Origin of the sequence: Methanoculleus sp. 10 (assembly GCF_913757945.1) — an archaeon.
In the GTDB taxonomy this organism is placed as follows: domain Archaea; phylum Halobacteriota; class Methanomicrobia; order Methanomicrobiales; family Methanoculleaceae; genus Methanoculleus.
The window spans coordinates 51,160-75,554 of record NZ_CAJYDP010000002.1 but is presented as its reverse complement, the minus strand read 5'-3'; the positions used below and the strand labels follow the sequence as shown (position 1 = coordinate 75,554).

General features: G+C 65.2%; 19 protein-coding genes and 1 tRNA gene. 11 read left to right on the top strand and 9 right to left on the bottom strand.

Translation table 11 applies throughout. The features are described 5' to 3' along the window. Positions 1-67 precede the first annotated feature (67 nt). Positions 68-140: transfer RNA gene (locus tag QZ408_RS02185), tRNA-Lys, on the top strand. A gap of 383 nt (positions 141-523) precedes the next feature. On the opposite strand, the gene QZ408_RS02180 is transcribed toward QZ408_RS02185, so the two are convergent. Further along, positions 524-1,015 (bottom strand): chemotaxis protein CheW, encoded by a 492-nt coding sequence (locus QZ408_RS02180; RefSeq protein WP_292489374.1) that lies wholly within the window; start codon positions 1,013-1,015, stop codon positions 524-526. 10 nt (positions 1,016-1,025) lie between these two features. Next, positions 1,026-2,879, bottom strand: coding sequence for a PAS domain-containing methyl-accepting chemotaxis protein (locus QZ408_RS02175; RefSeq protein WP_292489372.1), 1,854 nt, complete (start codon positions 2,877-2,879; stop codon positions 1,026-1,028). Positions 2,880-3,122: 243 nt separating this feature from the next. Here QZ408_RS02175 and QZ408_RS02170 point away from each other — a divergent pair, with 243 nt between their 5' ends. Continuing rightward, on the top strand, positions 3,123-6,164 hold the full coding sequence (locus QZ408_RS02170) for a PAS domain S-box protein (RefSeq protein ID WP_292489370.1): 3,042 nt from the start codon (positions 3,123-3,125) through the stop codon (positions 6,162-6,164). A gap of 49 nt (positions 6,165-6,213) precedes the next feature. Here the strand turns inward: QZ408_RS02170 and QZ408_RS02165 are convergent, their stop codons facing one another. Beyond that, positions 6,214-7,101 carry an ABC transporter ATP-binding protein gene (locus tag QZ408_RS02165; RefSeq protein WP_292489368.1) on the bottom strand — a complete coding sequence of 296 codons (888 nt, stop codon included), beginning with the start codon at positions 7,099-7,101 and terminating at the stop codon, positions 6,214-6,216. 79 nt (positions 7,102-7,180) lie between these two features. Between QZ408_RS02165 and QZ408_RS02160 the strand changes: the two genes are divergently transcribed. The 6 genes from QZ408_RS02160 to QZ408_RS02135 all read left to right on the top strand — a co-directional run bounded on the left by QZ408_RS02160 (position 7,181) and on the right by QZ408_RS02135 (position 14,214). Further along, positions 7,181-8,986, top strand: coding sequence for a PrsW family intramembrane metalloprotease (locus tag QZ408_RS02160; RefSeq protein WP_292489367.1), 1,806 nt, complete (start codon positions 7,181-7,183; stop codon positions 8,984-8,986). Next, on the top strand, positions 8,983-10,068 hold the full coding sequence (locus QZ408_RS02155; protein ID WP_292489365.1) for an ABC transporter permease: 1,086 nt from the start codon (positions 8,983-8,985) through the stop codon (positions 10,066-10,068). The genes QZ408_RS02160 and QZ408_RS02155 overlap by 4 nt, the downstream gene beginning before the upstream one ends. A gap of 117 nt (positions 10,069-10,185) precedes the next feature. Further along, positions 10,186-10,863 carry a hypothetical protein gene (locus tag QZ408_RS02150; protein WP_292489364.1) on the top strand — a complete coding sequence of 226 codons (678 nt, stop codon included), beginning with the start codon at positions 10,186-10,188 and terminating at the stop codon, positions 10,861-10,863. Between the two features lie 57 nt (positions 10,864-10,920). Continuing rightward, positions 10,921-12,234 carry a methyl-coenzyme M reductase glutamine C-methyltransferase gene (locus QZ408_RS02145; protein WP_292489362.1) on the top strand — a complete coding sequence of 438 codons (1,314 nt, stop codon included), beginning with the start codon at positions 10,921-10,923 and terminating at the stop codon, positions 12,232-12,234. A 209-nt stretch (positions 12,235-12,443) separates the two neighbouring features. After that, positions 12,444-13,208, top strand: a complete 765-nt coding sequence (locus tag QZ408_RS02140) for a DUF2795 domain-containing protein (protein ID WP_292489361.1) — start codon at positions 12,444-12,446, stop codon at positions 13,206-13,208. Positions 13,209-13,398: 190 nt separating this feature from the next. Next, positions 13,399-14,214 (top strand): DUF2795 domain-containing protein, encoded by an 816-nt coding sequence (locus tag QZ408_RS02135; RefSeq protein WP_292489359.1) that lies wholly within the window; start codon positions 13,399-13,401, stop codon positions 14,212-14,214. 23 nt (positions 14,215-14,237) lie between these two features. Here QZ408_RS02135 and QZ408_RS02130 read toward each other — a convergent pair whose 3' ends face one another. Further along, positions 14,238-15,320, bottom strand: a complete 1,083-nt coding sequence (locus QZ408_RS02130) for a radical SAM protein (RefSeq protein ID WP_292489357.1) — start codon at positions 15,318-15,320, stop codon at positions 14,238-14,240. A 249-nt stretch (positions 15,321-15,569) separates the two neighbouring features. On the opposite strand from QZ408_RS02130, the gene ablB reads away from it, so the two are divergent. The 3 genes from ablB (at position 15,570) to QZ408_RS02115 (ending at position 19,332) form a co-directional block, all read left to right on the top strand. Beyond that, complete coding sequence (ablB, locus tag QZ408_RS02125) at positions 15,570-16,469, top strand: putative beta-lysine N-acetyltransferase (RefSeq protein ID WP_292489356.1); 900 nt, start codon at positions 15,570-15,572, stop codon at positions 16,467-16,469. A 128-nt stretch (positions 16,470-16,597) separates the two neighbouring features. Further along, the gene (locus QZ408_RS02120) at positions 16,598-17,809 is read left to right on the top strand and encodes a geranylgeranyl reductase family protein (RefSeq protein ID WP_292489354.1); all 1,212 of its coding nucleotides are present in this window, start codon (positions 16,598-16,600) and stop codon (positions 17,807-17,809) included. Continuing rightward, on the top strand, positions 17,806-19,332 hold the full coding sequence (locus QZ408_RS02115) for an alpha-amylase family glycosyl hydrolase (protein ID WP_292489352.1): 1,527 nt from the start codon (positions 17,806-17,808) through the stop codon (positions 19,330-19,332). Before QZ408_RS02120 ends, QZ408_RS02115 begins: the two co-directional genes overlap by 4 nt. A 6-nt stretch (positions 19,333-19,338) precedes the next feature. On the opposite strand, the gene QZ408_RS02110 is transcribed toward QZ408_RS02115, so the two are convergent. The 5 genes from QZ408_RS02110 to dinB form a co-directional block, all read right to left on the bottom strand. After that, complete coding sequence (locus tag QZ408_RS02110) at positions 19,339-20,193, bottom strand: MerR family transcriptional regulator (protein ID WP_292489350.1); 855 nt, start codon at positions 20,191-20,193, stop codon at positions 19,339-19,341. Positions 20,194-20,357: 164 nt separating this feature from the next. Continuing rightward, positions 20,358-21,188: a tetratricopeptide repeat protein gene (locus QZ408_RS02105; protein WP_292489348.1), complete on the bottom strand. Its 831-nt coding sequence runs from the start codon at positions 21,186-21,188 to the stop codon at positions 20,358-20,360. Positions 21,189-21,308: 120 nt separating this feature from the next. Further along, positions 21,309-21,740, bottom strand: a complete 432-nt coding sequence (locus QZ408_RS02100; protein ID WP_292489347.1) for an HNH endonuclease — start codon at positions 21,738-21,740, stop codon at positions 21,309-21,311. Positions 21,741-21,915: 175 nt separating this feature from the next. Then, complete coding sequence (locus QZ408_RS02095) at positions 21,916-22,749, bottom strand: ATP-dependent Clp protease proteolytic subunit (RefSeq protein ID WP_292489345.1); 834 nt, start codon at positions 22,747-22,749, stop codon at positions 21,916-21,918. Positions 22,750-22,804: 55 nt separating this feature from the next. Next, entirely contained in the window at positions 22,805-23,890 is a 1,086-nt protein-coding gene (gene dinB, locus QZ408_RS02090; RefSeq protein ID WP_292489343.1) for a DNA polymerase IV, read from the bottom strand. Positions 23,891-24,395 lie beyond the last annotated feature (505 nt).

Below are 24,395 nucleotides of genomic sequence, written 5' to 3'. Positions count from 1 at the left end.
GCGAATTACGGGGGGGCCCCGTAAGATTTATACCTCTTCCCGTGCTATATTATTGAGTCAGATACATGGGCCTGTAGCTTAGTCGGCAGAGCGACGGACTCTTAATCCGTAGGCCAAGGGTTCAAATCCCTTCAGGCCCGTCGAACTCCTGATTTTCCCACGTTTGGACCTGATTATCCTTCCTCCGGCAACGACCGCCGGGTTCTCGTGATCACCCGTTCTGGAGTGGTTCCTCACTACCGACGGGGCGCACGGCCATCGGGTCAACCCCCGTCGGCCTTCACCCGCGCCACGGTATCTCACAGGAGGCCGGTTGCTGCGAATTCTCCGGGGCTCCGAAGGCACATGTATGCCGCTGCTATATAAATACTGCTCTGGTGGAAAAACCCGGGAGAGTTCCATGCAGGAGACGGAGATTGCCAGGAGCTCCCTGTTTTGCACCCGCCCGCCGCAGGGGCACCGGCAGGGTCAGAAGAGAAGGGGGGTGGGTGAACCGGGCCCTTCCGGCGCGCCGGAAGGGCGCCTATGCCCGACTGTTCCGGACGAGGTCGTCGAGTATCTTTTTGATGTCGACCCAGAGGATGAGCCCGGCCCCCTGCCGACTCCTCCCGTCAGCCTGCTTCCGGTCGTCCTCGTCCTTTGTGAGTTTGATGATCCCCTTGACGAAGGCGTGGACTCCGGAGGCGATCCCTTCGTCCATCAGCTCGATATCGTCCTCGGCCACCTGGATGACGCTGTGCACGTCGTCCACGATGATGCCGAGGTTCGACCCTCCGGTCGCCTCGGCCACGAGGACGATGATCTTCTGGTTGTCGCCTGATGCCCCCGGGATCTGGATCAATCGTTTCAGGTCGATGACGGTGGTGATCTCTCCGCGGAGGTTCATGATCCCGGCGATGTAGTCCTGCGCCCGGGGGATGCGGGTGATGGGCATCATCTCCACGATCTCACGGGCAAGCTGGATGTCCATCGCGTACAGTTCCTGCCCCAGCCCGAACTCGACGACGTCGATCATGATCCCGGCCTCACTGGAACCTGAACGCCGCGACCCTCTCGCGGAGCTGATGGGCCATCCGCTGGATCTCGTTTGAGGCGCTGGCGACCTCCTCGGTCGAGGCGGACGACTCTTCGGCGAGCGCGGCGAGGTTCTCCGTGCCTTTCTCGGTCTCCTGGATCAGGGAGAAGACCTCCTCGATGCTCGTTGTGACCGCGTTTGCCGCATCGGCCTGGTTCTCGGTCGCCCGGGAGATGTCGGCGATGCCGCTGACGGAGGCGTTGACGTCGGCGACCATCTTGTTGAGGGCCGCGATGGTCTTGTTCACGCTCTCGATCCCGCTGAGGATCTCGGTGTGAGCTCCCCGCATCGCATCGGCGGTCTTCCCGCTACTTGTGGTTACCCCGCCGATGACCTCCTCGATCTGCCGGGTCGCGCTCTTCGACTCCCCGGCGAGGTTGCGGACCTCGCCCGCGACGACCGCAAACCCGCGGCCGTGCTCCCCGGCCCGGGCGGCTTCGATGGCGGCGTTGAGCGCGAGAAGGTTCGTCTGGTTCGCGATATCGGTGATCAGCTTCACGATATGGCCGATATCCTGCATCTTCGCGTTCAGGTTGGTGATCTCCGCGACGGCCTGCTCTGAGATCCGCTGCACCGCCTGCATCTTCACGCTTGCCTCGTTCCCGAGCCCGACGGCCGACTCCCCGGCCTTTGCGACGTTCGAGGAGAGTTCCCGGACCTCCTGGGCGGTGCTTGCAATCTCTTCCACCGCCGCGGAGAGGTCGCCGATCTCTTTCGTCACCCGGTCAAGCTGCCGGATCTGTTCTTTTGCCCCGTCGGATGTCTTCTGGGCGGTGTTTGCCACCTGTTGCGATGCCCTGGCGATCTCGTCGGCACCCTTCCCGGCATCGGTGACGATGTGATCGAGGGCATCGGCCTGATCGAGGGTCTGCCGGAAGAACTCTCTCAGGGCTTTGAGCGCGCCGTTCAGGTCCTTCTTGACGGTGTCCAGCGGGTCGCCCGCGTAGGTGGGAGCCGGCCGCATCAGGTCACCGCCGGCAATCGCGCCGAGGCTCTCCGCGACCTCTCCGATGCTCTTCTGGAGCTTCTGTTCAAGGGTCCGCCCTTCCGTGATGTCGTTGTAGACCGTGAGCACGTTCGCAATATTACCCCTGTCATCGATGAGCGGGATGTTGTAGCGCTCGAGGATCCGGACGCCTGCCGGGAACTCGACGGTGACTTCACCCTTGCTCGGTTTCCCGCTCTTCAGGGTATCGGCGGCACCTTCTCCTGACTGGCTGATGTACTTGAAGTCCCGCCCGGTGAGGCGTGCGGACTGCTCCTTCGTGTAGCCTGTCACCCGATAGAAAGCCTTGTTGAGCGTCTTTATGGTCAGGTCGGCGCCCCAGAGGATGATGGGCATCGGGTTCTCCTGGACGATCGCATCGGCCTGCTGCTGGAGCGCCTCCACCCGCTCAATCTGCCGCTTCTGGTCGGTGATGTCCTTGTAGACGGCCATCACGTTCTCGACGTTGCCGGCCTCGTCGGGGAGCGGGACGTTGTAGCGGACAAACGAGAAGGTGCCGGTCGGGAGTGTAACCCTTATCTCGCCGGATATCGTCCGATTCGTCCTGAAGACCTCCATAATTTCCTGACCTGATCTGTCGCCATCGAGTTTGAAATCGCTGATCGTCATGGACTCGGCTTTCTTCCTGTCGTAGCCGGTCATCTGCAGGAACGCTTTGTTCACCGTCTTCACGCGCAGGTTCCTGTCCCAGATGATGGTAGGCATCGGGTTCTCCTGCAGGATGGTCTCCGCCTGCCGCCGGCTCTCATCGACCGCGGCGGAGACAGGGCTGCTTGACTCCGGTTCACCTGTTATCATAGTTTACCTCTTGTGCGACTTCAGATGCGTTCTGCAGAATCCGTCGGGCAGAGTAGATCCGGCCGCCGGTCCAGGCGCCGGCCCTCTCCGCGCAACAGACCAGATCCCCCAATTTTCGTCGCCAATGTAAGGTTATCCTCATTTTACCACTTAAAATAACTCTCATGCCATGCAGATTTGCCATGCATTTACGTAAATTATATATTCAAGTTCTGGCATGAACTTACATTATGGTCATCCGCCATGGTCGATAGACAGGCAGAGAAGAATCTTGCAGGGATACTCAGCATTCTACAGGAGCACCCGGGCGGGCTGAGCATAAGCGATATCGCAACCCTCCTCCCGATGAACCGCAACTCGGTCTCGAAATACCTCGCGATACTACAGCGGCAGGGATCGGTCGACATGCGGCTGGTCGGCGCGGCAAAGATTTACTGCCCGACCCGGCGCCTGCCGGTCGCAGCCGTCCGCCGGTTCTGTTCACCGAACCTCATCGTCGTCGACCACAACCTGGAGGTCCTGGAAGTGTCCGTTACGCTCGCCGCCCTCCTCGGGACGACGCCTGAGGCCATCATCTCCCGTCCGATCCTGACACTGTTCCCCGGCACGTCTTCAGATGATGTTGCCTCCCTGCTCAGGAGGGCGCTCTGGGGGGAAGAGGGGACCTTCGGGTGGCGCCCCGGCTCTCGCAGGGATGCCACCTCCCTTCGGTTCTCCCTGATTCCCACCGTGCTCGAGACCGGCAGGCCTGCGGTCTCGCTCGTCCTGGAGAAGGTTCCGGAGGAGGCCGACCAGGGAGAAGAACGTCTTCTTGAGGCGTTGCGGCAGGAGGCGCTCCGGGAAGAACGGGCCGAAGGGATCATCCGTGTCCTGCCGGACGGGCATATCCGGTGGGCCGATGACGTCTACTGCCGGGTGGCCGGGAAGAGCCGGGAAGACCTCGTCGGGCGGCAGTTCCGCCCGCCGCTTCTTGAGGGAGAGAGAACGGCGTGGAAGGAGTTTGTCCGGGGCCTCACGCCGAAGAACCCGGCAGCGACGATCGACTGCCGGGTGGTCATGCCGGACGGAGGCGTCCTCTGGTACCGGTGGCGAGGGCGGACACTCTGCGGTCCTGATGGAAAAATACTCGAGTATCAGTACCTCTGTCTTCCCATGCATGAATCCAGGGTGATCGAGGAGACCCTGCGCCGGCAACTACGGGCCCTTGAGCAGGAGACAGACGACCGGGCGGCCGCACTCAGGGAGAGCGAGGAGCGATTCAGGGTGGTCTTTGAGGAGTCGCCCGCCGGGACGGCGTTCTGCGGCATGGACGGTGCCGTGGTTCGCGCCAACCGTGCGTTTCTCGCGATCTTCGGCGTTCGGGACCGGGAAGAGATCGAAGGGCGGAACATCTTTACAGACCCGCACATGCCCCCTGACATGCTGCGCACCCTGCAGGGCGGAGAGCCGCTCAGGTTTATCATCCCCTACCCCCGAAAAGGTTACCGGAACCGGACTCCCGGTGCAACGGACGGCCCGGAGACGATCTGCCTTGAGGGTGCGGCATCGCCGGTGTTCTCCGGGGAGAACGGCACGCCTTCCGGGTTCGTGCTGCAACTCCGGGACGTCACGGGGAGAAAGAAGGCGGGAGCAGCTGCAAAAGAGACCGAATCACGGTACCGGAACCTCTTTGAGGCGCTGGCAGAAGGCGTCATCTACCTGGGGGATGACGGCAGGATCATCGAGGCCAACCCTGCCGCCGAACGTATACTCGGGTATCAACTCTCGGATATGCAGGGCAGAACCGGGAGCGAACTCCGGTGGCGGTTCATCGGTGAAGACGGCTCCGGGTACCCGGGAGACCGGCTCCCGCACGTGACGACCCTCGCGACCGGCATACCGGAGAGAAAGACCCTCGGTATCTTCAACCCCCGGGAAGGCGGGTACCGCTGGCTTGATCTCCTTGCCGTCCCCCGGTTCCGGACTGGCGAAGAGAATCCGTTCCAGGTCATCGTCATCTTCTGCGATATCACCAGGCAGAGAGAGGGCGAGGCGGCGCGGGCGGAGAGCGAGAAGCGGTACCGCATATTGACCGAGTCGCTGCCGGATGTCGTCTTCCTGCTCGACCCTGAGGGGCACGTGCTCTACGTCAACGCGCTTGGAGCACGGATGCTGCACCGCCCTCCGGAAGATGTCCTCGGAAAGAGTCTTCCAGAACTCTTCCCCGCGGGGCAGGGTGCACAATATCGCCGGAATGTGGCGTCGGTGGCGGCCACCGGTACGATCAAAAACAACGTAAGCTGGCTGCCGTTGCCCGACGGTGAGGTCTGGTACGATACGCGGCTCATCCCGGTCCGCGCGGACGATGGGATGTGCCGCTACGTGATGGGCGTCGCCCGTGACATCACGGCATCGAAACGGGCGGAAGAGACATTGCGGAGCCATGCGGAGCGATTCAGGAGAATATTCGAGGATTCCCCCACCGGGATCACGGTCTGCGATCCCCGGGGGGTGCTGCTTCACATCAACCGTGCCTGCCTCGAACTCTTCGGGATCGCCCGTCTCGACGATGTACGGGGGATCAACCTCCTGCAGGTCTGCAGGGCGCTCGATACCTGCGAGATGCAGGCACCTGGAGATACGGCGACGCCGTTTTCGTGCCGGTTCGACTTCGACAGGGTTCGCAGCCTGGACCTCCTCCCGACGACACGAACCGGGACCATCCATGTCGGGGGCGTCGTCAGCCCGCTCAGGTCGCCGGACGACGGGACCCCGGACGGCTACCTCATCCAGGTACACGATGTCACCGGCCGCGTCCTCGCGGAGGGAGCGCTCCTGGAGTCTCATGACCGGCTGGCCGGCATCGTACGACACCTGCCCGACGCCATGTTTGCAATTGACCGCAGGGGAATCGTCACCGCCTGGAACCTGGCGATGGAGGAGTTGACCGGGATCACCGCGGGGGAGATCCTCGGCAAAGGAAACTATGAGTACGCCCTCCCGTTTTACGGGAAGAGGACACCCATGCTCGTGGATAAGGTCCTGAACCCCGATTCAGCGCTCCGGAACCGGTACCGTTTCATCACGTATGCCGAGGGGAATGAGATTACCGCAGAAACCGTTATCCCGCCGTCGGGCGGCGATTCGCCGCGGATATGGTGGGTGAAGGCCGGCCCCCTCTACGACGGCCGGGGGGATGTTGTCGGCGCCATCGAGTCGATCCGGGACATCACGGGAGAGCGACGGGCAGAGAGACTCCTGAAATGGGAGAGGATATTTACGGATGAGACCGTCGAAACCCCCTGATGCGGCGTTTCCGGGCGCACTACGGTCGGAGGGGGCCCGTCCCCGGAAATCACCGCCCGATCTTTAAGAGCATCTCCTCAAGCGTCGGGTAGTGCGACTCTATCCGTTCGATCCCGGCGCCATCCGCCGAGAGCGCCGCGGTCGTCCGGTTCAACTCCTCGATGGAGCGCGCCTCGGCAAGGTACCGGCCGTCGCGGGCGGAGTACTCGACGGATGTGGCGAAGGTCGCCGGGTCCGGGACGCGGAAGAAGACCTGGTAGGTGATCGAGCCGAAGGTCTCCCTGAGTTCGGACATGGTCCCGCCGGTCACCACGCGCCCCCGGCGCAGGATCAGGACGCGGTCACAGGCCTCCTCCACCTGAAAGAGGTTGTGGGCCGAGAAGATCACCGTCTTGCCCTGGCCCCGGAGGCCTTTGACGTACTCGAGCACCGACCGGGAGGTCATGGGATCGAGGCCGGAGGTGGGTTCGTCGTAGATGAGGAGATCCGGGTCATGCATCAGCGACCGTGCGATTGCAACCTTCCGTTTCATCCCCTTCGAGAGTTCCCCGATCTTCTTGCCGTCCGGCTCGAGCGCGAGCCCCGCGAGGAGGTCGTCGCGCCGGGCCCTTACGGCCGCCCTCGACATACCGTAGATCTCGCCGAAGAACGCGAGGTATGCATCCGTGGTCATCGTCTCATAGAGCCGGGACTCCTCGGGGAGGTAGCCCAGGTTCCGTTTCAGGTCCCGCGATCTACGTATGACGTCGATCCCGTCGATCTCAAGACTCCCCGACGTCGGCGTGATGAGACCGGCCATGATCTTTAAGAGCGTCGTCTTGCCGGCCCCGTTATGCCCGATCACCCCGAGTATCCGTGCGTCGTCGAGGTCGAAGGTGACGCCGTCGAGGGCCGGGAAGTCGCCGTAGTATTTGACAAGAGAGCGGGCGGTGATCATCGGATCTCCCTATGGCTCCGATGACTACTAATAGGTTGCTGCACAGAGGTATGCTTCTCTGACGCCGCCTGGGATAACCATGAGCCTTGCTTCCTCCATCCGGACGATCGCCGCCTGGGAGATGAATCGGTCGATGACCACGATGGGAAGAAACGTCCTGCCGCTCGCGGTGGGACTGCTCGTCCTCCTGGTCCTGGTGACCGTATTCGCCGCAGAGAGCGGCGTCCACATGCAGGACGGCATCTATCGCATCGGCATCGACGAGCCCGAAGTCGCCCGGATCGTCGCCCCTGACAACCGCTTCACCGTTGAAGTCGCCGACGGACCCGCCCTCTGGAGCAACCGGTTCGCGTACGATATCGTCATCCTCCGCGGGGAGGTCTACGCCGCCGACACCGGCAAAGGGCGGGCGGCCTTAACAGCGCTCAAACGCGATTACGAGGCCTATGCATCCCAGATCGCCGCCGAGCAGCCCGACCTCTTCGCCGGCTACCCGCTCTGGATCGATCTGGAGTACGTCAAGAGTGAGATCGACTTCCTGGCGACCCAGAGCGGGCAGCAGATCGGCGCTCCGGCGGATGCCCGGGAACCCCCCATCCCGTCCGGCCCGGCGGAGGCGGTGACCCTCCCGCCGTCGGCAATCCAGGTCTCGGAGGACGATCTCCGGCAGCACCTTGCCGGGATGGAGAGCGACCACCCCCTCTCCCGCTACACCGGCATCATATCGGGCGGCTCTGCAACGGACGGACTCCGGACACCGTCGCAACTCTCCCCCCCGCTCCCCTACGACGCGCTCATCCTGGTCTTCGTCTTCATCTTCCCCCTCTACTTCACCTCCCAGTTCTTCATGATGAGCGTGATGAACGAGCGGGTGGGAAGGGCCGGGGAGGCGCTCCTCGCCGCCCCCGTCCGGCCGTCGGCGATCGTCATCGGGAAGGCGATCCCCTACCTCGCGATCATGCTGCTTGTCTCGGCCGCGATCACCCTCTTTATCGGTGCACCGCTCGCGATCCTCCTCCCGCTCATCCCAGTCATCCTCTTCTTCCTCGCAAACGCCCTGATCATCGGGATGGCCGCCCGGAGTTTCAAGGAACTCTCGTTCGTCTCGATCTTCTTCTCGACCCTCGCCACGTCCTACCTCTTCTTCCCGACGGTCTTTGCGAACACCCACGTGGTGAGCATCATCTCCCCGCTCACCCTGGTCATCCTCGAACTCCAGGGCGAAGGGTTCACCGCCGCCGAGTACGTCTACTCGACCGCGCTCTTCTTTGCCACGAGCGCCGTCCTCTTCTATGCCGGGACGATCAACTTCCGCGAGGAGCGCCTTTTTTCGGAAAAATCCCTCACGTCGAGGCTCACGGACTTCATCGCGGGCGCGATCGGCCGCGGCCGCCCGCACCTCTCGCTCTTCCTTCTCTCCGCCTTCACGATACCGTTTGTCTTCATGGCCCAGATGATGACGCTCGTCCTCTTCTTCAACATCCCGATGCCGCTCTCGCTCGTCCTCCTGACCGTCTCCGCGGCGTTCATCGAGGAGGTTGCGAAGTCTGCCGGGCTCTACGCGATAGCAAGCGAGCGGCCCGGATTCCTCACGGCAAAGAACCTGCTCATTGGAGCGGCCGTCATCGGTCTCGGGTTCCTTGCCGGGGAGAAACTCCTCCTCTTTGCCACGCTCTCCCAGATCACCGAGTCGGTCTTCGGGAGCGTCCTCTTCCTCTCCCTCCAGGTGCTCTGGATGCCGCTCCTCCTCCACATTGCAGGAGTGCTGATCACCGGAACCTTCCTGCTCGCCGGCGGGAAGCGCGCCTACGTGCCCGGCCTCGTCGTGGCAAGTGTGGTTCACAGCCTCTATAACCTCCACTTCCTCCTCAGAGGGTTGCTATGAACGCCCGCTACATCGGTCTTATCGCAAAGAAGGAGTTCCTCGGCCTCTCGTCGGAGAAGACGATCATCTTTGCCGTCCTCCTGCAGGTCTTCATCGCCATGTTCTCCTCGTTTCTGATGGTGGGGCTCACCGCCATGTATGACCCGGAGGCGCTCGAGGGCTACTCGACGGTCGCCTACGGTGTCGGTTACGCCGGGGCGGACTCAGCCCTCATCGACGAGTTCGAAAAGCGTGACGACCTCGTCCTGCACCGGATGGACCTTTCCGCGGCGCTTCGAGCGCTCCGCGACCGGAAGGTTGCGGCGGTGGTCTACGTCCCCGATACGCCTCCGGACGCCGAAGGGCCGGTCGCGATCACGCTCTACCTCATCCAGAACGACCTGCAGTCGAGCGTCATCAACGTGAAAGTCAAGGAGGTCCTCCAGGGTTACGAGAGGGAACTCCGTGAGGTGCGGGCCGACCGGATGGTCTCCTTCCCCGTCGGGCTGAACTTCCCCGGCACCGGCGATGCGGAGAGTTTCTATGAGTTCGTCTACGGCCTCCTCCTCCCGCTGCTCGTCCTCCTCCCGGCGGTCATATCGGCGGCCCTGATCATCGATCTCATCACTGAGGAGTACCAGCGCCAGACCCTCGACACCCTCCTCTCGACGCCGGTCACGTTCAACGAGATGATCTTTGGAAAGATCGCCGCCTGCTGGGCCATCGTCCCGGTCCAGGCCGGGGCCTGGATCCTCCTTCTTGAGGCAAACGGTATCGCGGTCGGGAACCCCGTCCCCATCCTCCTCCACGTCTCGGCGGCCGGGCTCTTCCTCATCCTGCTCGGCGCCGCGACGGCGCTCCACTACCGCGAGCGGACCAGCGCCCAGTTCGTCTTCTCAACGGGGCTTGTCGTGGTCTTCCTCCTCGTCATGGCCATCCCCTACAACCCGCTCAATCTCGTGGTCAGGCTGGCGGTGGAGACCGCAGACCCGGTCCACTGGCCGATCCTTCTCCTGGTCTCTGGAGCGACGGTGCTCCTCGCCCTCGCCGTCGCGGCCTACGGGCGGCGGGTCGGGGAAGTTTCCCCGGCAACGGCCCGGTGAAGGAAGAGGCCGGACCACCCCGACCGGTCGGCGGGAAATGTTCCGGCAGGTCTGCCGTCCCGCCGCTTTCCATCAGGGGGAAATTATATATTTTAGATTATGCAATTCAGCCCATCGATGACCCACCTTCACTACCTCAATACCACCTGTGCAGTCTGCGGCGAGTCCTGCCGGTTCACGATCCCCGAGGGCGCCGTGAGCGTCGGGTCACGGGACCTCGACACCCGTCCTGCCGAACCCCTCCGGTCCACCATCTATGCGTGGGTGAAACGGTGTCCTTCCTGCGGCTACTGCGCCCCCGACCCGGGCAGACCCCTGAAGGGGGCGGTCGACGTGGTGAGGCTCCCGCGCTACCGCTGGCAGCTTGACGCCCGCAAGTTCCCAAAGATTGCAAACACCTTCCTCTGCTGGTCGATCGTCCAGGAGGACCTCGGCGTCCCCGCCCAGGCGGCGTGGGCGTCCCTGCATGCCGCCTGGGTCTGCGACGACGAGGGGGAGGACGTGCCCGCCCGGATCTGCCGGAGACGCGCCGCCGACCTCCTGCAACGGGCCTGGGAACAGGGCGAACGACTGGCCCCCCAGGAAGGGGCCGACGAAGCGCTCCTTGTGGACCTGCTCCGCCGGGCAGGCCGGTTCAGGGAGGCTCGCGCCGTGGCAGCGGAGATACTGGAGCAAAACCCGCAACCCCTCATCGCCGACATCATGCGGCTCCAGGTCCGGCTGATCGCCGCATCGGACCGGGGGGCTCACACCGTCGCCGAGGCCCGGCGGTTCAGGCGGCCGGTATCGCTCTGACCGGGGAACCCGGCGGAGCCCCACCATTTGTATACTGTTTCGCAGATACTGTATATCATGGATATCACGATCTTCTCCCCCGGCATCTACACCTACGGCGCCATGCTGATCGGCGGCGTCCTGCGCGACGCAGGGCACCGGGTCTCCCTCACCCGGACGCCCGTCGCCCCGGCGGGCTCACTCCTCCTCGCGAGCCTCTTCTCGACCCAGCACCTCCTCGACCCCGCGATCCGGGACCTCGTCCGGACCCACCGCGAGCAGGGAGGGGCGGTCTACGTCGGGGGGCCGGTCTCGGCCGTGCCGGAGATGGTGCTCGGGGAACTCGCCCCCGATGCCGTGGTGGTCGGGGAGGGTGAGGAGACGGTGGTCCACCTTGTAAACGAAGGTGTCTCGGGCGCCCTCCCGGGGATTGCCTACCTCGACGGTGCTCGATCGGTCGTGAACCCTCCCGCCCCGCCGGCGCCGATCGACCGGCCGCTCCCCCTGATCCCCGACGATATCGGGAGCCAGAGCGTCCGGGGCGCGAGCGCCTACATCGAGACCCACCGGGGGTGCATCGGGGGATGCACCTTCTGCCAGGTGCCCCGGTTCTTCGGGAGGAAGGTCAGGAGCCGGGAACTCGCGAGCATCATCGAGGAGGTGAAGGCTTTCTCGGCAGCCGGAGCGAGGAGGCTCTCGGTCTCCGGTGGGACCGGGTCGCTCTACGGGTCAAGCGACGGCGAGGTGGATCCGGGGGCGTTCATCGCCCTCCTCCGCGGTATGGCAGAGGTGATGGGACCACGCAACGTCTCCGCTCCGGACATCCGCGTGGACTGCATCACCGACGAGATCCTGGACGCCGTCCGGCAGTACACGATCGGGTGGGTCTTCTTCGGGATCGAGTCGGGGAGCGACCGGGTGCTCCGGCTGATGGGCAAGGGTGCAACCGTCCGGCAGGTCGGGGAGGCGGTGGAGCGGTGCCGGGAGCACGGCCTCCGGGTTGCGGGAAGTTTCATCGTCGGCTACCCGGGGGAGACGGACCGGGACTATGAGGCGACAAAAGACCTGATCGCCCGCCTCTCTCTCGACGACGTCTTCGTGAGCAGCGCCGAACCCATCCCCGGGACGCCGCTCGCCGACCTCGCGGTCAGGACGCCCCGCGATAAGAACCCGGCGTTCGTGCCGCACACCGGTGAGTATCGGGCGCTCAATCTCACCGAGAGCGAGGCACGATGCTTTGACCTGATGATGCATGCCGACATGTTCCGCCCGCAGGTGCGGCTCGTGACCGACGAGGTCTACGCCGCCTACCTTGCCGAAGCGAAGAAGCAGGGGCGGGATATCAGGGCGGCGACCGAACTTATCCTCCGGTACTCCCGGACCGGGGCGTAAGCGCCGCCCCGGCAGCCTCTCCCTTGTTTTCCCGGATCCCTCCCGGTTTTTCCGAACGGGAAACCCTTAAGTATCCTCGATCCTCTACCCCCCTGCCCTGAAGGGGACCCCCTTCGCAGGTAAACAAGTTGGAGGCGAGACGATTGGCCGAGAGAGAGGCAGGACCGGTACTGGCGACCCGGCCGGAACCCGGGGAGAGAATAGACCTGATGCGCGCACGCGACATCAAGGATATCAGGGTGCAGAACCCGGAAGGAGAGAACCTCGGTGACCTCACCGATATCGCTATCGACCGCGATAGCGGCTGCATCGCGTATGCGGTGCTCGCTTACGGCGGGATCCTTGGGTTCGGCGAGAAGCACTTCGCCATACCCTGGGAGGCGGTCCGGATCCGTTCCCGGGAGAAGGTCGCCGTCGTGGATACGGATAAGCGGACGCTCGACAGCGCTCCCGGGTTTCCCCGTGACAGGATGCCCGGAGAAGGAGACTGGAGCCTGATCAGGACACCCCCGCGCCCGGCTGCGGAGAGGGAACGCCCGCCGTCATGGGAGGGAAAACCGGCGGTACCGGCGGAATCCACGCTCCGTGGTGAAGAGAGGTACGTCCCGGTGCCGCCGCCCGTCCAGACGGTCGCGGGCGGCTGGGGAAGACAGCCGACGAAACAGCGAACCGAAGAGCGGCCGGTTGAGGCGGAGACGCGGCCCGTGGGGGCCGTCGTTGAGGAGGAGACCCGGCCGGTGACAGAGGCAGAACAACCCCTCACGACCCCCGGCCCCTCTCCCGCTCACCTCTCCGCGGCCGACCTGCAGGTCTACCTCAAGGGCATGAACTACCCGGCGGGGAGGCAGGACCTCGTCGCCCATGCCCGGAAGAACAATGCCCCGGAGAGCGTGATCGCGGTGCTCGAGGGGTTCGGCGACCGGACCTACCGCTCTGCCGCCGACGTGAGCGAAGAGTTCGGGAAGGTCGGGTGACGAAAAAGAACCCGCAGTTTTGGGCGGGCGGGGGGAAACTGTCCTCCCGTCCTCCCCCGCACGCTCTCCCGGCCGAGGAGAACCTCCTGCCGGCAACCGGGGAAATGTTAAATAGTCACAGCACGCATCGCCCGCTCTGCGCGAAGGTTGCGATCACCTTCGGGAGCAGACAACGGAGATGGTGGTTCCAATGGCGGAGACGATTCTGGAGCAGCAGATGCGCAGGACCGAGGGGCAGGAGTACCTCGCGTCCGAGGATATCGTGGGGAAGCGCGTGAAGAACCCGGAGGGGTATGACCTTGGTGAGATCTCAAGCCTCCGGGTCGGTCTTCCCACGGGAAGAGTGGCGTATGCAGTGCTCAGGACCGGGGGCATGTTCGGTCTCGGGGCAAAGCACTTCGCTATCCCCATTGAGGCCATGGTCTACCGGCCGGGGGACGACGTCTTTGTGGTGAACATAAGCAAGTATAAACTCGACAACGAGCCCGGGTTAACCGAGGGGGAGTGGCCAAGAGAGGCGAACTGGAACCTGATCGAGGCGAAGCGGCCCATGGGTCCCCCGAGCCAGGAGGAAGCGCGGGCCGTGACCCGGACGGAGCCCCCGCCCCGCGAGGTCGTCACGACCGAGCGGGTCGAGGTGCGGGAGAAGGCCCCCCGTGAGGAGATGCCGATAAAAGCCGAGGAGGGGGAAGAGGGGCGGGGCCGGATGGCGGTGCCCGTAACGGAGGCGCCGCCCCGCGAGACCGTCGTCGAGGAGGAGACCCGGCCGGCGGCGGAGGCCGAACAGCCCACGACGACGACGGCCCCCTCGCCCGGGCATCTCTCGGCCGCCGACCTGCAGGTCTACCTCAAGGGCATGGACTACCCCGCGGGGAGGCAGGACCTGATTGACCACGCCCGGAAGAACGATGCCCCGGAGGGCGTGATCACGACGCTTGAAGGGTTCAGCGACCGGACCTACCGCTCTGCCGCCGAGGTGGGCGAGGAGTTCGGGAAGGTCGGGTAACCCTCACTCTCTTTTATCAGATGTTATAAAACAAGCCTCGTCTGCACCGTCTCCCGCCCGCCGAACGTGACATGGCGCCCGGCGGCCTTCCCGCGGATCCCGGCCCGGACAAGGTCGGCCGGGCCGGAAAGGGGCCGCACTCTCCGCAGGGCGAGGATCCGGTCGGCCCCCTTCGGCCCGATACCGGGGACCAGGAGGAGATCGCGGCGCGGGGCGGTGTTGACGTTCACCGGACAACGGCGTGCTGCAAGGACCTCTTTTGGGTCCCGGTCGGCAAAGAACCCCTCCTCATCGAGGGCCGCACGGAGGTCGCCGGGGGTAACGCCGTAGTCCCGGAGCAGGTAGTCGGCCTGGTACCACCGCCGCGCCCGCCATCCCGGGGTATCGGGGTGCGCCGCGAGAGGAGTTCCGGGGAGGGCGCGGAACGCCGAGAAGTAGATCCGGGAGGGCCGGATCCGCCGGTACTGGTCGGCGACGCAGGAGAGGACCTCTGCATCGGTCTCGTCCGCCGCGCCGAGGACGAACTGGGTGGTGTGATACCCCGGTTTCTCTTCCGCCACCCAGGCCTGGCGCTTCAGGATATCCTGCCGGTAATCCTTCACTCCCGCGATGCCCCCGAGGCGGTCGGGGGACGTCGCCTCAAGGTTGATGCTGATCCGGTCCGCCACGCGGGCGGCGTCATGGATATCCGCCCGGGCCGCACCGGGGAGGACTTTCAGGTGGAGGTAGCCGTCGTAACCGCGCCGGCGGAGGATCTCCCCCGTCTCCACGAGTTCGTGCATCACCAGGTCGACGTCGCGGGGAATCCCGGAACTCAGGAAGAGCCCGCCGACGATCCCCTCCTGCCAGAGGCCGAGGAAGGTATCGGCGAGCTCTCCGGGGGAGAACGAGAGCCGCTCCTTCTGGAGGCGGACGGCGCAGTAGGCGCAGTCGTAGGAGCAGGCGCCGTGGAGGAGGACCTTGAGCATCCGCCCGCACCCGCCGGCCCGGGGGTTGTAGGTGATGTGAGAAGCATTGGAGAGCATCCGGATACACTCCCCGGGACAGCAGAGGTCGAACCTGCCGGCAGCGGTGAGGCGGGTGAGTTTCTGCTCCGCAACGGACATACCGGAAGCATCAGCCCGGGGGGAGAAGAGCCTGCCGGGTGCGGGGTGAAAGTGATCGGGGCATGGTGCATGCCGCTCTATACTATGCCCGGGAGCATACGATCCGGGCCAACTATATATTGTCAACACTATAGTTAGTCCGGGAACAGTATGTTTGGTTCTCTACAAGACCAGAAAAACCATATAACCTGTAACGAAGCCAGAACCGCCCGGGTGCGGCCTACGGCGAAAAAACCTCTTTCTGCCGGGTTGCTGACCGGACAAGCGTCGGTACGCAGGCAAAAAGGCGCCTGCGCCGACACAGTCGCGATGCTCGGGCAAAGCCGGGTCCACCACGGCCCGCACAACGACCGGGTCTACCTCTTCCACCTCAACCCGGCGGATCTCCCCGGGATCACCGGTCGGATCCTCGCGCTCGCAAAAGATCGGGGCTACTCGCGGATATTCGCAAGGGTCCCTGCCCCGGCTCGCGACCACTTCGTGTCGTGCGGCTACACCCCGAAAGCGCGCCTCCGGGGGTTGTTCCGCGGTGAGGTGGACGGCTACTACATGGCAAACTACCTCGACACCACCCCGGGCGACGGGAACGGGATCGACGACGTCCTCGCGGTTGCCCGGGCAAAGGCCCGGCAGGGCGCGGCAGATCGGAGACTCGATCCGGGTTTCACCTGTGCCCCCGCCGCACCGGCGGATGCGCCAGAGCTCGCGGCGGTCTACCGGGAGGTCTTCGAGACGTATCCGGTCCCCATTCACGATCCGGCCTACCTTGCGCAGGAGATGCAGGGGTGGCTCCGGTGTTTCTGCATCCGTGACGGCAACCGGATCGCCGCGGTTGCCTCGGCGGCCGTGGATCCCGATGCCCTGTTTGCGGAGATGACCGGTTTTGCGACGCTGCCGGAGTACCGGGGCCGCGGGTTTGCAGGCCGCCTCCTGCGGCGGATGGAAGCGGAGATGCGCCGACTCGGGATGAAAACGGTCTTTGCCGTCGCCCGGGCCCGTTCGTACCCGGCGAGCATCACCTTCGCCCGGGCCGGTTACACCTGCGCCGGGACGCTCGCAAAGAGCGTCAACATATGCGGCTCTCTTGAGGATATGAACGTCTGGTACAGGCCGCTCGGGAGCGGGGAAGCGGCCTCTCCCCGGGGCTGATGCGGTAAAAAGGGAGCTCGTAAATACTTCCCTTCAGAGACGCTATCCAATCCCGGCGTATACCATACTCCTCCCGGGGAAAAGAATATGGTATGCGCCGGACCCTGTCATCGCGAGGAGAGAGATGAATGGATAATCAACCGGTGTATGACGCCGTCGTTATCGGGGGCGGGCCTGCCGGGAGCACCGCCGCCTACCTGCTTGCGGGGTTCGGGCACCGGGTGGCGCTCCTTGAGAAACAGACGTATCCCCGGGACAAGGTCTGCGGAGGTTGCCTCAGCCAGAAGTCCGTCCGGTTCCTCGAGCGGGTCTTTCACCTCCCGGTCCCCTCGCTCCGCGAGAAGGGGCTGCTCGATTCTGTCGGGACCGGGTACGCGCTCTACATCAAAAACAGCCGCATCCTTGCCGGGGACCTTGCGGAGCCGTTCTACTTCACCCGGCGGGAGCGCTACGACGCCATCCTTGCCCGGAAAGCGGCAGATGCCGGGGCGGATATCTACGAGGGCGCGGAAGTCATCGCTGTCGATCACGCCCGGCGCACCGTCACGACGTCGGAGGGGGACCGGTATGCCGCCCGGGTCCTCATCGGGGCCGACGGGATCAACAGCCGGGTCCGGCGCTCTCTCCCGGGGAGTGTCGTCGACCGGCAGCGGTGGCGAAAGAACCTCGGGTGGGCGCTGGAACTTGCGATCCCGCGCGTTGAGGTGGGGGCGCTCGCAAACGGCGACGGCGCGATCCGCCTGGACGCCGACCTTGCGACACCTCACCTCGTCCTTGCCGCCTGCCGGTGGGGCTACGGGTGGGTCTTCCCGAACAGGGAGACGCTCGTCGTGGGGATGGGGGGGCTGCTCGAGAAGAACAGAGACGACCGCCGCGATCGGTTCACGGAGTTCCTCAAGACCCTCGGCCTCTCGGCGTTCGCGGACAGGAGGCCGGCGGGATACCTCCTGCCGTTTGGCAACTTCATCCCCTCACCGGCCTACGAAGGGACGCTCCTCGTCGGCGATGCCGGGGGGTTTGCAAGCCCCATCCTCGGCGAAGGGATCTTCTACGCCCACCGGACCGCGGAACTCGCCGCCCACGCCGTCGACCGCCACCTCACGTCCGGTGCGCCGCCCGGCGAGATCTACACCGCCCTCCTCGCCCGCCGCCTCATCCCGGAGCTGCGGGCGGAAAAAGCGTTACGGGACTTCCTCTACGGCTGCCTGGACGGGCGGTTGCATGCGCCCCTCGAGGCCTTCATGAAGGCGACGAGCACCCGGGTCATCGACGCCGTCCAGGGTTCGCGGTCATTTTGCGGTTTCCGGCGGAACGACGGTCTCCACTCCGCTGTCTGGTGAGGGATACCTCTATCATCCCGGAGATCCAGAGGACGGGCGCGATGAACGTCCCCCGCTACCCCTCCCTCTATGAGGTCAATGCCCGCGTCCGGCTCCGGCAGATCGCCCGGGAGACGGGTCGCCGCGCCACCCTCGACGACATCCCCGACGCCCGGCTCGCAGGGCTTGCCGCCTGCGGGTTCTCCTGGGTCTACCTCATGGGCGCATGGGAGACGGGAGAGGCCGGGCGCCGGGTCTCCCGCTCGAAGAGCGAGTGGCTCCGCGAATACCGGAGCCTGCTCCCCGATCTCCGGGAGGAGGAGATCTGTGGTTCCCCCTTTGCCGTCGCCGCCTACCGCCTCCACCCGGACCTCGGGGAACCGGAGACGCTCGAGCGGTTCCGCGAACGGCTGCACCGGCACGGTCTACTCCTGATGCTCGACCTCGTCCCGAACCACACGGCTCCCGACCACCCCTGGGTGCGCGACCACCCGGATTACTACATCCACGGTACGGAGGAGGACCTCGGCCGCCGGCCGCAGGACTTCGTCAGAATGGACCTCCCCGGAGGATCGGTCATCCTCGCCCACGGCCGGGATCCCTACTTCCCCGGCTGGCCCGACACCCTGCAGCTCGACTACGGCAACGCGGCCCTCGAGGAGGCAATGATCGCCGAAGTACAGGGGATCGCGAGGAAGTGCGACGGCATCCGGTGCGACATGGCGATGCTCGTCCTCCCGGAGGTCTTCCGGCAGACCTGGGGGAGGGATATGGAGCCCTTCTGGCCGAAGGTGATCGACGCGGTCCGGAAAGAGCACCCGGAATTCGTCTTCATGGCGGAGGCTTACTGGGACCTTGAGTGGACGCTCCAGCAGCAGGGGTTCGACTACACCTACGACAAACGGCTCTATGACAGACTGCAGAGCAGCGACGCCCGGTCGGTGCGGGACCACCTCCGGGCGGACCTGGAATACCAGCGCAAATCCGTCCGGTTCCTCGAGAACCACGACGAACCCCGGGCCGCGGCCGCCTTCCCGCCCGACCGCCACCGGGCCGCCGCCATCCTTGCCTTCCTCTCTCCCGGCCTCCGGTTCTTCCACCAGGGACAGTTTGCCGGGCGCAAGAAGCGGGTCCCCGTCCACCTCTGCCGGGAGCCGGAGGAACGAACGGATCCGGCCGTCGAAGAGTTCTACCGGCGGCTCTTTGCGTGCCTCCGCCTGCCGGCGTTCCGGGACGGGGAATGGCGGCTCCTCGACTGCAGCCCCGCCTGGGAGGGTAACCCGTCCCACGACGGCTACATCGCTTTTGCCTGGGAGGGGGAAGGAGAGCGCTACCTCGTCGCCGTCAACTACGCCCCGGATCGGGGCCAGTGTTACGTCCCGCTCCCGTGGGCCGATCTCGCGGGGAAGGGAGTCCGGCTCCGGGACCTCATGGGGCCGGCAGCATACGACCGTGACGGGCAGAGCCTCCTTGCACCCGGCCTCTACCTGGATGTTCCCGGGTGGGGCTGCCACGTCTTTGCGGTCGCCGCAAAAAAAGAGTGAACCCCATCAGGCCGACGGCGGGATCTCCTGCACCGGGTACTGGATCTCGGTGAGGAGTTCGTCTTCCGGCACCTCGTGAGGGTTGTTCAGGTAGAGCTCCCGCGAGGGGCCGGCGGCGAGAAGGCGGTGCTCGCCCATGTAGGCGAAGAGCCGCTCGTAGGCTTTCCCGACCCCGGGGTAGTGGCCCGTGTAGAGTACCGAGACGAACCGGCCGCCCGGAAGGGTCCGGACCTCGACAGCGGTCCCCTCGAGGTTGACGGACCCGGTGATCGGGATCGCCATCTCGATATCGGCGTCCGTCTCCCGGTACTCCTCATCATGGCAGACGAACATGATCGGCCCGGCCGCCCGGGCAGCGGGCTGCCGCCCCTCCGCGGGATAGATGCAGGCACAAAGTTCCCCGATCAGTCTCGGAATCGTCTCCTGGTAAACACCCCGTTCCCGGCGGCTGAGCACCCGGAGGGCGGGGACTTCTTTGATGACAGGTTCGGTAACCGACATACGGAATCCTCCATTCAACGGGTCCTGCGCCCGCAGGACCTCCGCAATCGCGTGCAGCCTTCCAGCCTCCTGCTCAGTTGCAGCGAGACGTGCGCGAAAGAGATCGCGGATCGTCCCGGCATCGCCGCGTTCCCGCGCATCGAGGATGACTTCAACCTCGGAGAGGCTGAACCCGAGCCAGAGCAGGTGCCGGATACGGATGCCCCGCTCGACCTGGGCGAAGGTGTAGTAGCGGTACCCCGTGCAGATGTCTCTTGCCGCCGGGGCGAGGAGCCCCCGCTCATCATAGAGGCGGAGCGCCTTCTGCGAGAGATGGGTGATCCGCGAGAACGTACCGATAGGAATCTGATCGACAGGCATGGATGCGATCCTCCTGTTGGTGCCACCGGGTGATAGACGGTCGGAGTCTCCCCTGGGGGAGAGTTCTCGCCCGGCTTCCTGGTTTCCAGTTGGACGGCGCCCGGCGTCAACCTTCCGGAGATATCCGGGCTGCCCGGCACCCGGAGGAAGAGGTGGCGGGACCCTCACCACTTCTCGATGAGGGAGAGGAGCATCTTACGGACCTGGGTGGTCAGCTCGCAGGAAGGATTGATCGCAAGCGCCTTGTCGGCACACGCGAGCGCGTGGCGGTACATGCCGAGATGGTAGAGGACGCTGCACTTCATGCTCCACCCGGCGGCATACTTCGGGTCGATCACGAGCACCCGGTCGAAGCACTCGAGCGCTTTGCGGTACTCCCCGAGTGCGTACAGGGCGCCGCCTTTCAGGCTCCAGACCCGGACGCTCCCGGGGTCGTCGGCGATGGCCCGGTCGTAACAGGTGATGGCCTCTTCGTGCCGGTGCTGGAGAAAGCGGGCGTAGCCGAGATCGGTCCAGGCCGCGACGAAATGGGGATCGAGCGCGAGCACCCGCTCGTAGCAGGCGACGGCCTCGTCAAGCCGGCGCATCGCGACATAGATGCCGCTCCGGTTGTACCAGGCGACCGCGGAGTCCGGGTTGAGTTCCACGGCACGGTCGTAGCAGGCGAGAGCCTCATCGAGCCGGTTGCGGCGCCGGTGCAGCATGCCCCGGGAGACCCAGGCCGGAGCGAACCCCGGATCGATCGAGAGCGCCTTCTCCCAGCAGGCGAGCGCCTCCTGATCCTTTCCGAGGAGGTCGAGAAAGACGCCCTTATTGTTCCACATCTTCACGTTGGCCGGATCCTCCTCGAGCACCCTGTCAAAACACGCGATCGCCTCACCGAACTGCCCCCGCTGGGCGAGAGAGACGGCCTTTCTGCTCACTGCGGCGTCAGCCTCCGGGCCCTCCCGGTCTCCGGGATCGCCTCTGCCGAAGAGTCGTTCTGTTAGACTCATTCCTGACATTCCCCCCATGGTCACGCAACTGGTAGCGGGCATACAATATAACCGTTCCCCCGGCGCTGATGGCGGCAGGGCCACCAGAGCGGCGTTCAGAAGAGTCCTGCAGGGCTGAGGTCAGCCAGAACGGCGGCGTGCTGCCGGGATCACCCGCGCCACCCGATCTCCCCCTCCTTCGCGGCGGAACTCGGTGTGCACCCGGGCGTGGCAGATGCCGCAGAGCGTGATGAGGTTTCCCGGGTCGTCGTTCGTGGGATCACGGTCGATATGGTGAATATGGAGATCCTGCTCTCCACCACAAACGGCGCAGAGGTGTCCGTCGCGTTCAAGGATTGTGCTGCGTATCTCCTTCCATTCCCGCAGCGCATACTTGTCCCGCGTCCGGATAGGGGTCGCGAACCGTTCGCAGTGGATCTCCCCCGCGCTCCTCGCGGCAAAAGGGCACTGGTAGCAGAGCCGGCGAAAACCGTTTCGGTCGGGACGGTCGGCGCAGAGGGGGTTCTGCGAACGGTCAAACGCGTCCAGGCGCAGCTGGAGGTAGGTGCTCACAGTCACGAAGAGGTAGGTCCCGGGACAAGATAAGGGCTGGGGAACCTTCACCCGGGGGTCACGATCGGGACAGGCATGCCTGCGAGCGCGTGCCGCAAGCAGAGTGATGTCATCGCGGAGACCGTGAATAGGTATCGCCGGCGTTGCACAGGACCCCGGGGTTCCCGGCGAAACGTCATCGCCCCTTCTCCTCCTCCCGGTAGGGCACCGGCACGTAGGCAACCGACGGGCGGCGCGGCATCGCCTGCGGGAAGAGGTCCATCAGCCGGTAGACCCCGGCGGGGATACCGGGAGTGACGGGGAGCCCGAGGTCCCGCGCCTGCTCGAAGGTGATCGGGTAGTCGTGGGTCCACGTCCCTTCCGTGAGCAGGCGTGCGAGGCGATCCGCCCGTTCGGCGCCCATCCGGTCCCGGAGCAGGACGGCGACGAACTCCCGCATCTGGTTCTGGGCCTTTGCCGCGATGTCGACCATGATGAAGGTCTTATCCTCGATCTCCTCCGGCGGTTTCAACCGGGGAACCCGCAGGATCGAGGCGGCCGGATAGTCGCCGATCCGGGGATCGACCGGGCCGAGCACCGCGTTCTCGTCCATCGCCACCTCGTCGGCGGCGAGGCAGAGGAGCGTCCCGCCCGACATGGCGTAATGGGGGACGAAGATCGTCACCTTCCCCTTGTGGCGCCGGAGCGCCATCGCGATCTGCTCGGACGAGAGGACCAGGCCGCCGGGGGTGTGGACGACAAAATCGATCGGCATCTCCGGCTCTGTGAGCCGGATCGCCCGGAGGACCTCCTCGGAGTCGTTGATGTCGATGTAGCGGAAGAGGGGGATGCCCAGGAACCCGATCCGCTCCTGCCGGTGGATGAGGGCGATGACCCGGGTTCGGCGCTCCGCCTCAAGGTCCCGGATCGCCCGCAGGCGGCGGGTCCGGACCACCTGCTGCTGGGCGACCGGCACCGCAAAGAGCAGGAGGATCGCGGCAACGAGGAGTACGGTCCAGATGTCGGGCATGCCAGCGGTATGGTGAGCATCCCGGGTAAAGAAGGTTCGCACCGCGGGCCCGTCGTCAGGAAGGGAGGAACTCATCGATCGATGCCTGCCGGGTGCGGCCTCCTTCAAGCGTCGAGAGCCTGACCCCGATGAGCCGGACGGACCGGCCGTTGAGAAACGGCAGGAGCAGGCCGGATGCGGCCCGCCGGATCGCTCCGGGGTCCGCGGTGAACCGCGGCAGCGTCCGGGACCGGGTGTGCGTCTCAAACCCGCTGTACCTGACCTTGACGGTGACGGTCCGGCACCGGAGGCCGTCGGCAGCGAGCGCCCCCGCGACAGCATCCGCAAGCTCGGCAACAACGCCCGAGAGGGTGCCCGGATCAGCGGTATCTTCATCGAACGTCGTCTCCCGGGAGACGGATTTGCATCCTTCCCTCCCCTGCACCCCTGCATCGTCGATGCCCCGGGCGAGCCGGTGCACCTGGATACCGGCTCGCCCGAACCGGGCGATGAGGTCCTGGATGTCACAGGATGCAAGATCCCCGATGGTCCGAATGCCCATCTGCCGCAGGTCCTCACCAGTCTTCTTCCCGACGCCGGGAATCTTCTCGACCGGCAGGGGGGCGAGGAACCCCGCGACCTCGTCCGGGGAGACGACCGTCAGCCCGTCGGGTTTTTTGTAGTCGGAGGCGATCTTCGCCACGGCCTTGCCGGGGGCGACACCGATGGAACAGGTGAGCCCCGCCGCTTCCCGGATCTCCTGCTTGATCGCGGCGGCAAGCGCCTCCGCCGCCGGGAAACTCCCGGCACCGGTGACGTCGAGGTAGGCCTCGTCGATGCTCACCTGCTCGATGCGGCCGGCGTGCCGCGATAGGATCGCCATGATCGCCTCTGAGGCCCGTACGTAGAGCGGGCGGTCGACCGGGAGGTAGACGCCGTGCGGGCAGAGGTCGTACGCCCGGGAGATGGGCATGCCGGAGTGCACCCCGTAGCGGCGCGCCTCATACGAGCAGGTGCTCACAACCCCCCGGCCCGCCCCACCCTTCGGGTCGGCGCCGACGATCACCGGCTTTCCGGTGAGGGACGGGTCGCGGCGGACCTCGACGGAGGCGAAGAAACTGTCCATGTCCACGTGCAGGACGATCCGGCCGCCGGTTGTCATTCTGTGAGCCCCTCCCCTCCCAGGGTAGTGTTGGGAGTCCGGCGATATAGGGGGTTTGGTGGGGTGGGGGAGGGCTGCGAAGGTGCCGGGTGCAGGTCCGAAGTCCTGAGGTCGGGTTCCGGGGTTGCTTTCTGTGTTGCCTTCAAAAACATCTAAAATCCCGAAAACGGATTTCTACGACAGAGGATCTATGGGAAACACCCCGTACACTGGACCGTGGGGATATCGCCGACGCACTGCCCCCTCACCCCCACCCGCCGCGGGGAGGAGGCCGCAGGCCGGGTGGGGTGGGGATGACGGGAGCGTGAGTTAGAGACAGGGAAGGGGGACAAGCCCCTCCCGTCAGCCCCACCCCAGACGCGATATCCCCTTGAAATCCGTTTTCGGGATTTGATCTTCAAGCCGCGTACCCCACCCACCGGTTCGGGCGCACTTTCGTCGAGTGCTCCTGCAACGCGGATTTGACAGAGGTTTGTCCGACCAGCACCTTCCGCCCCACCCCGGC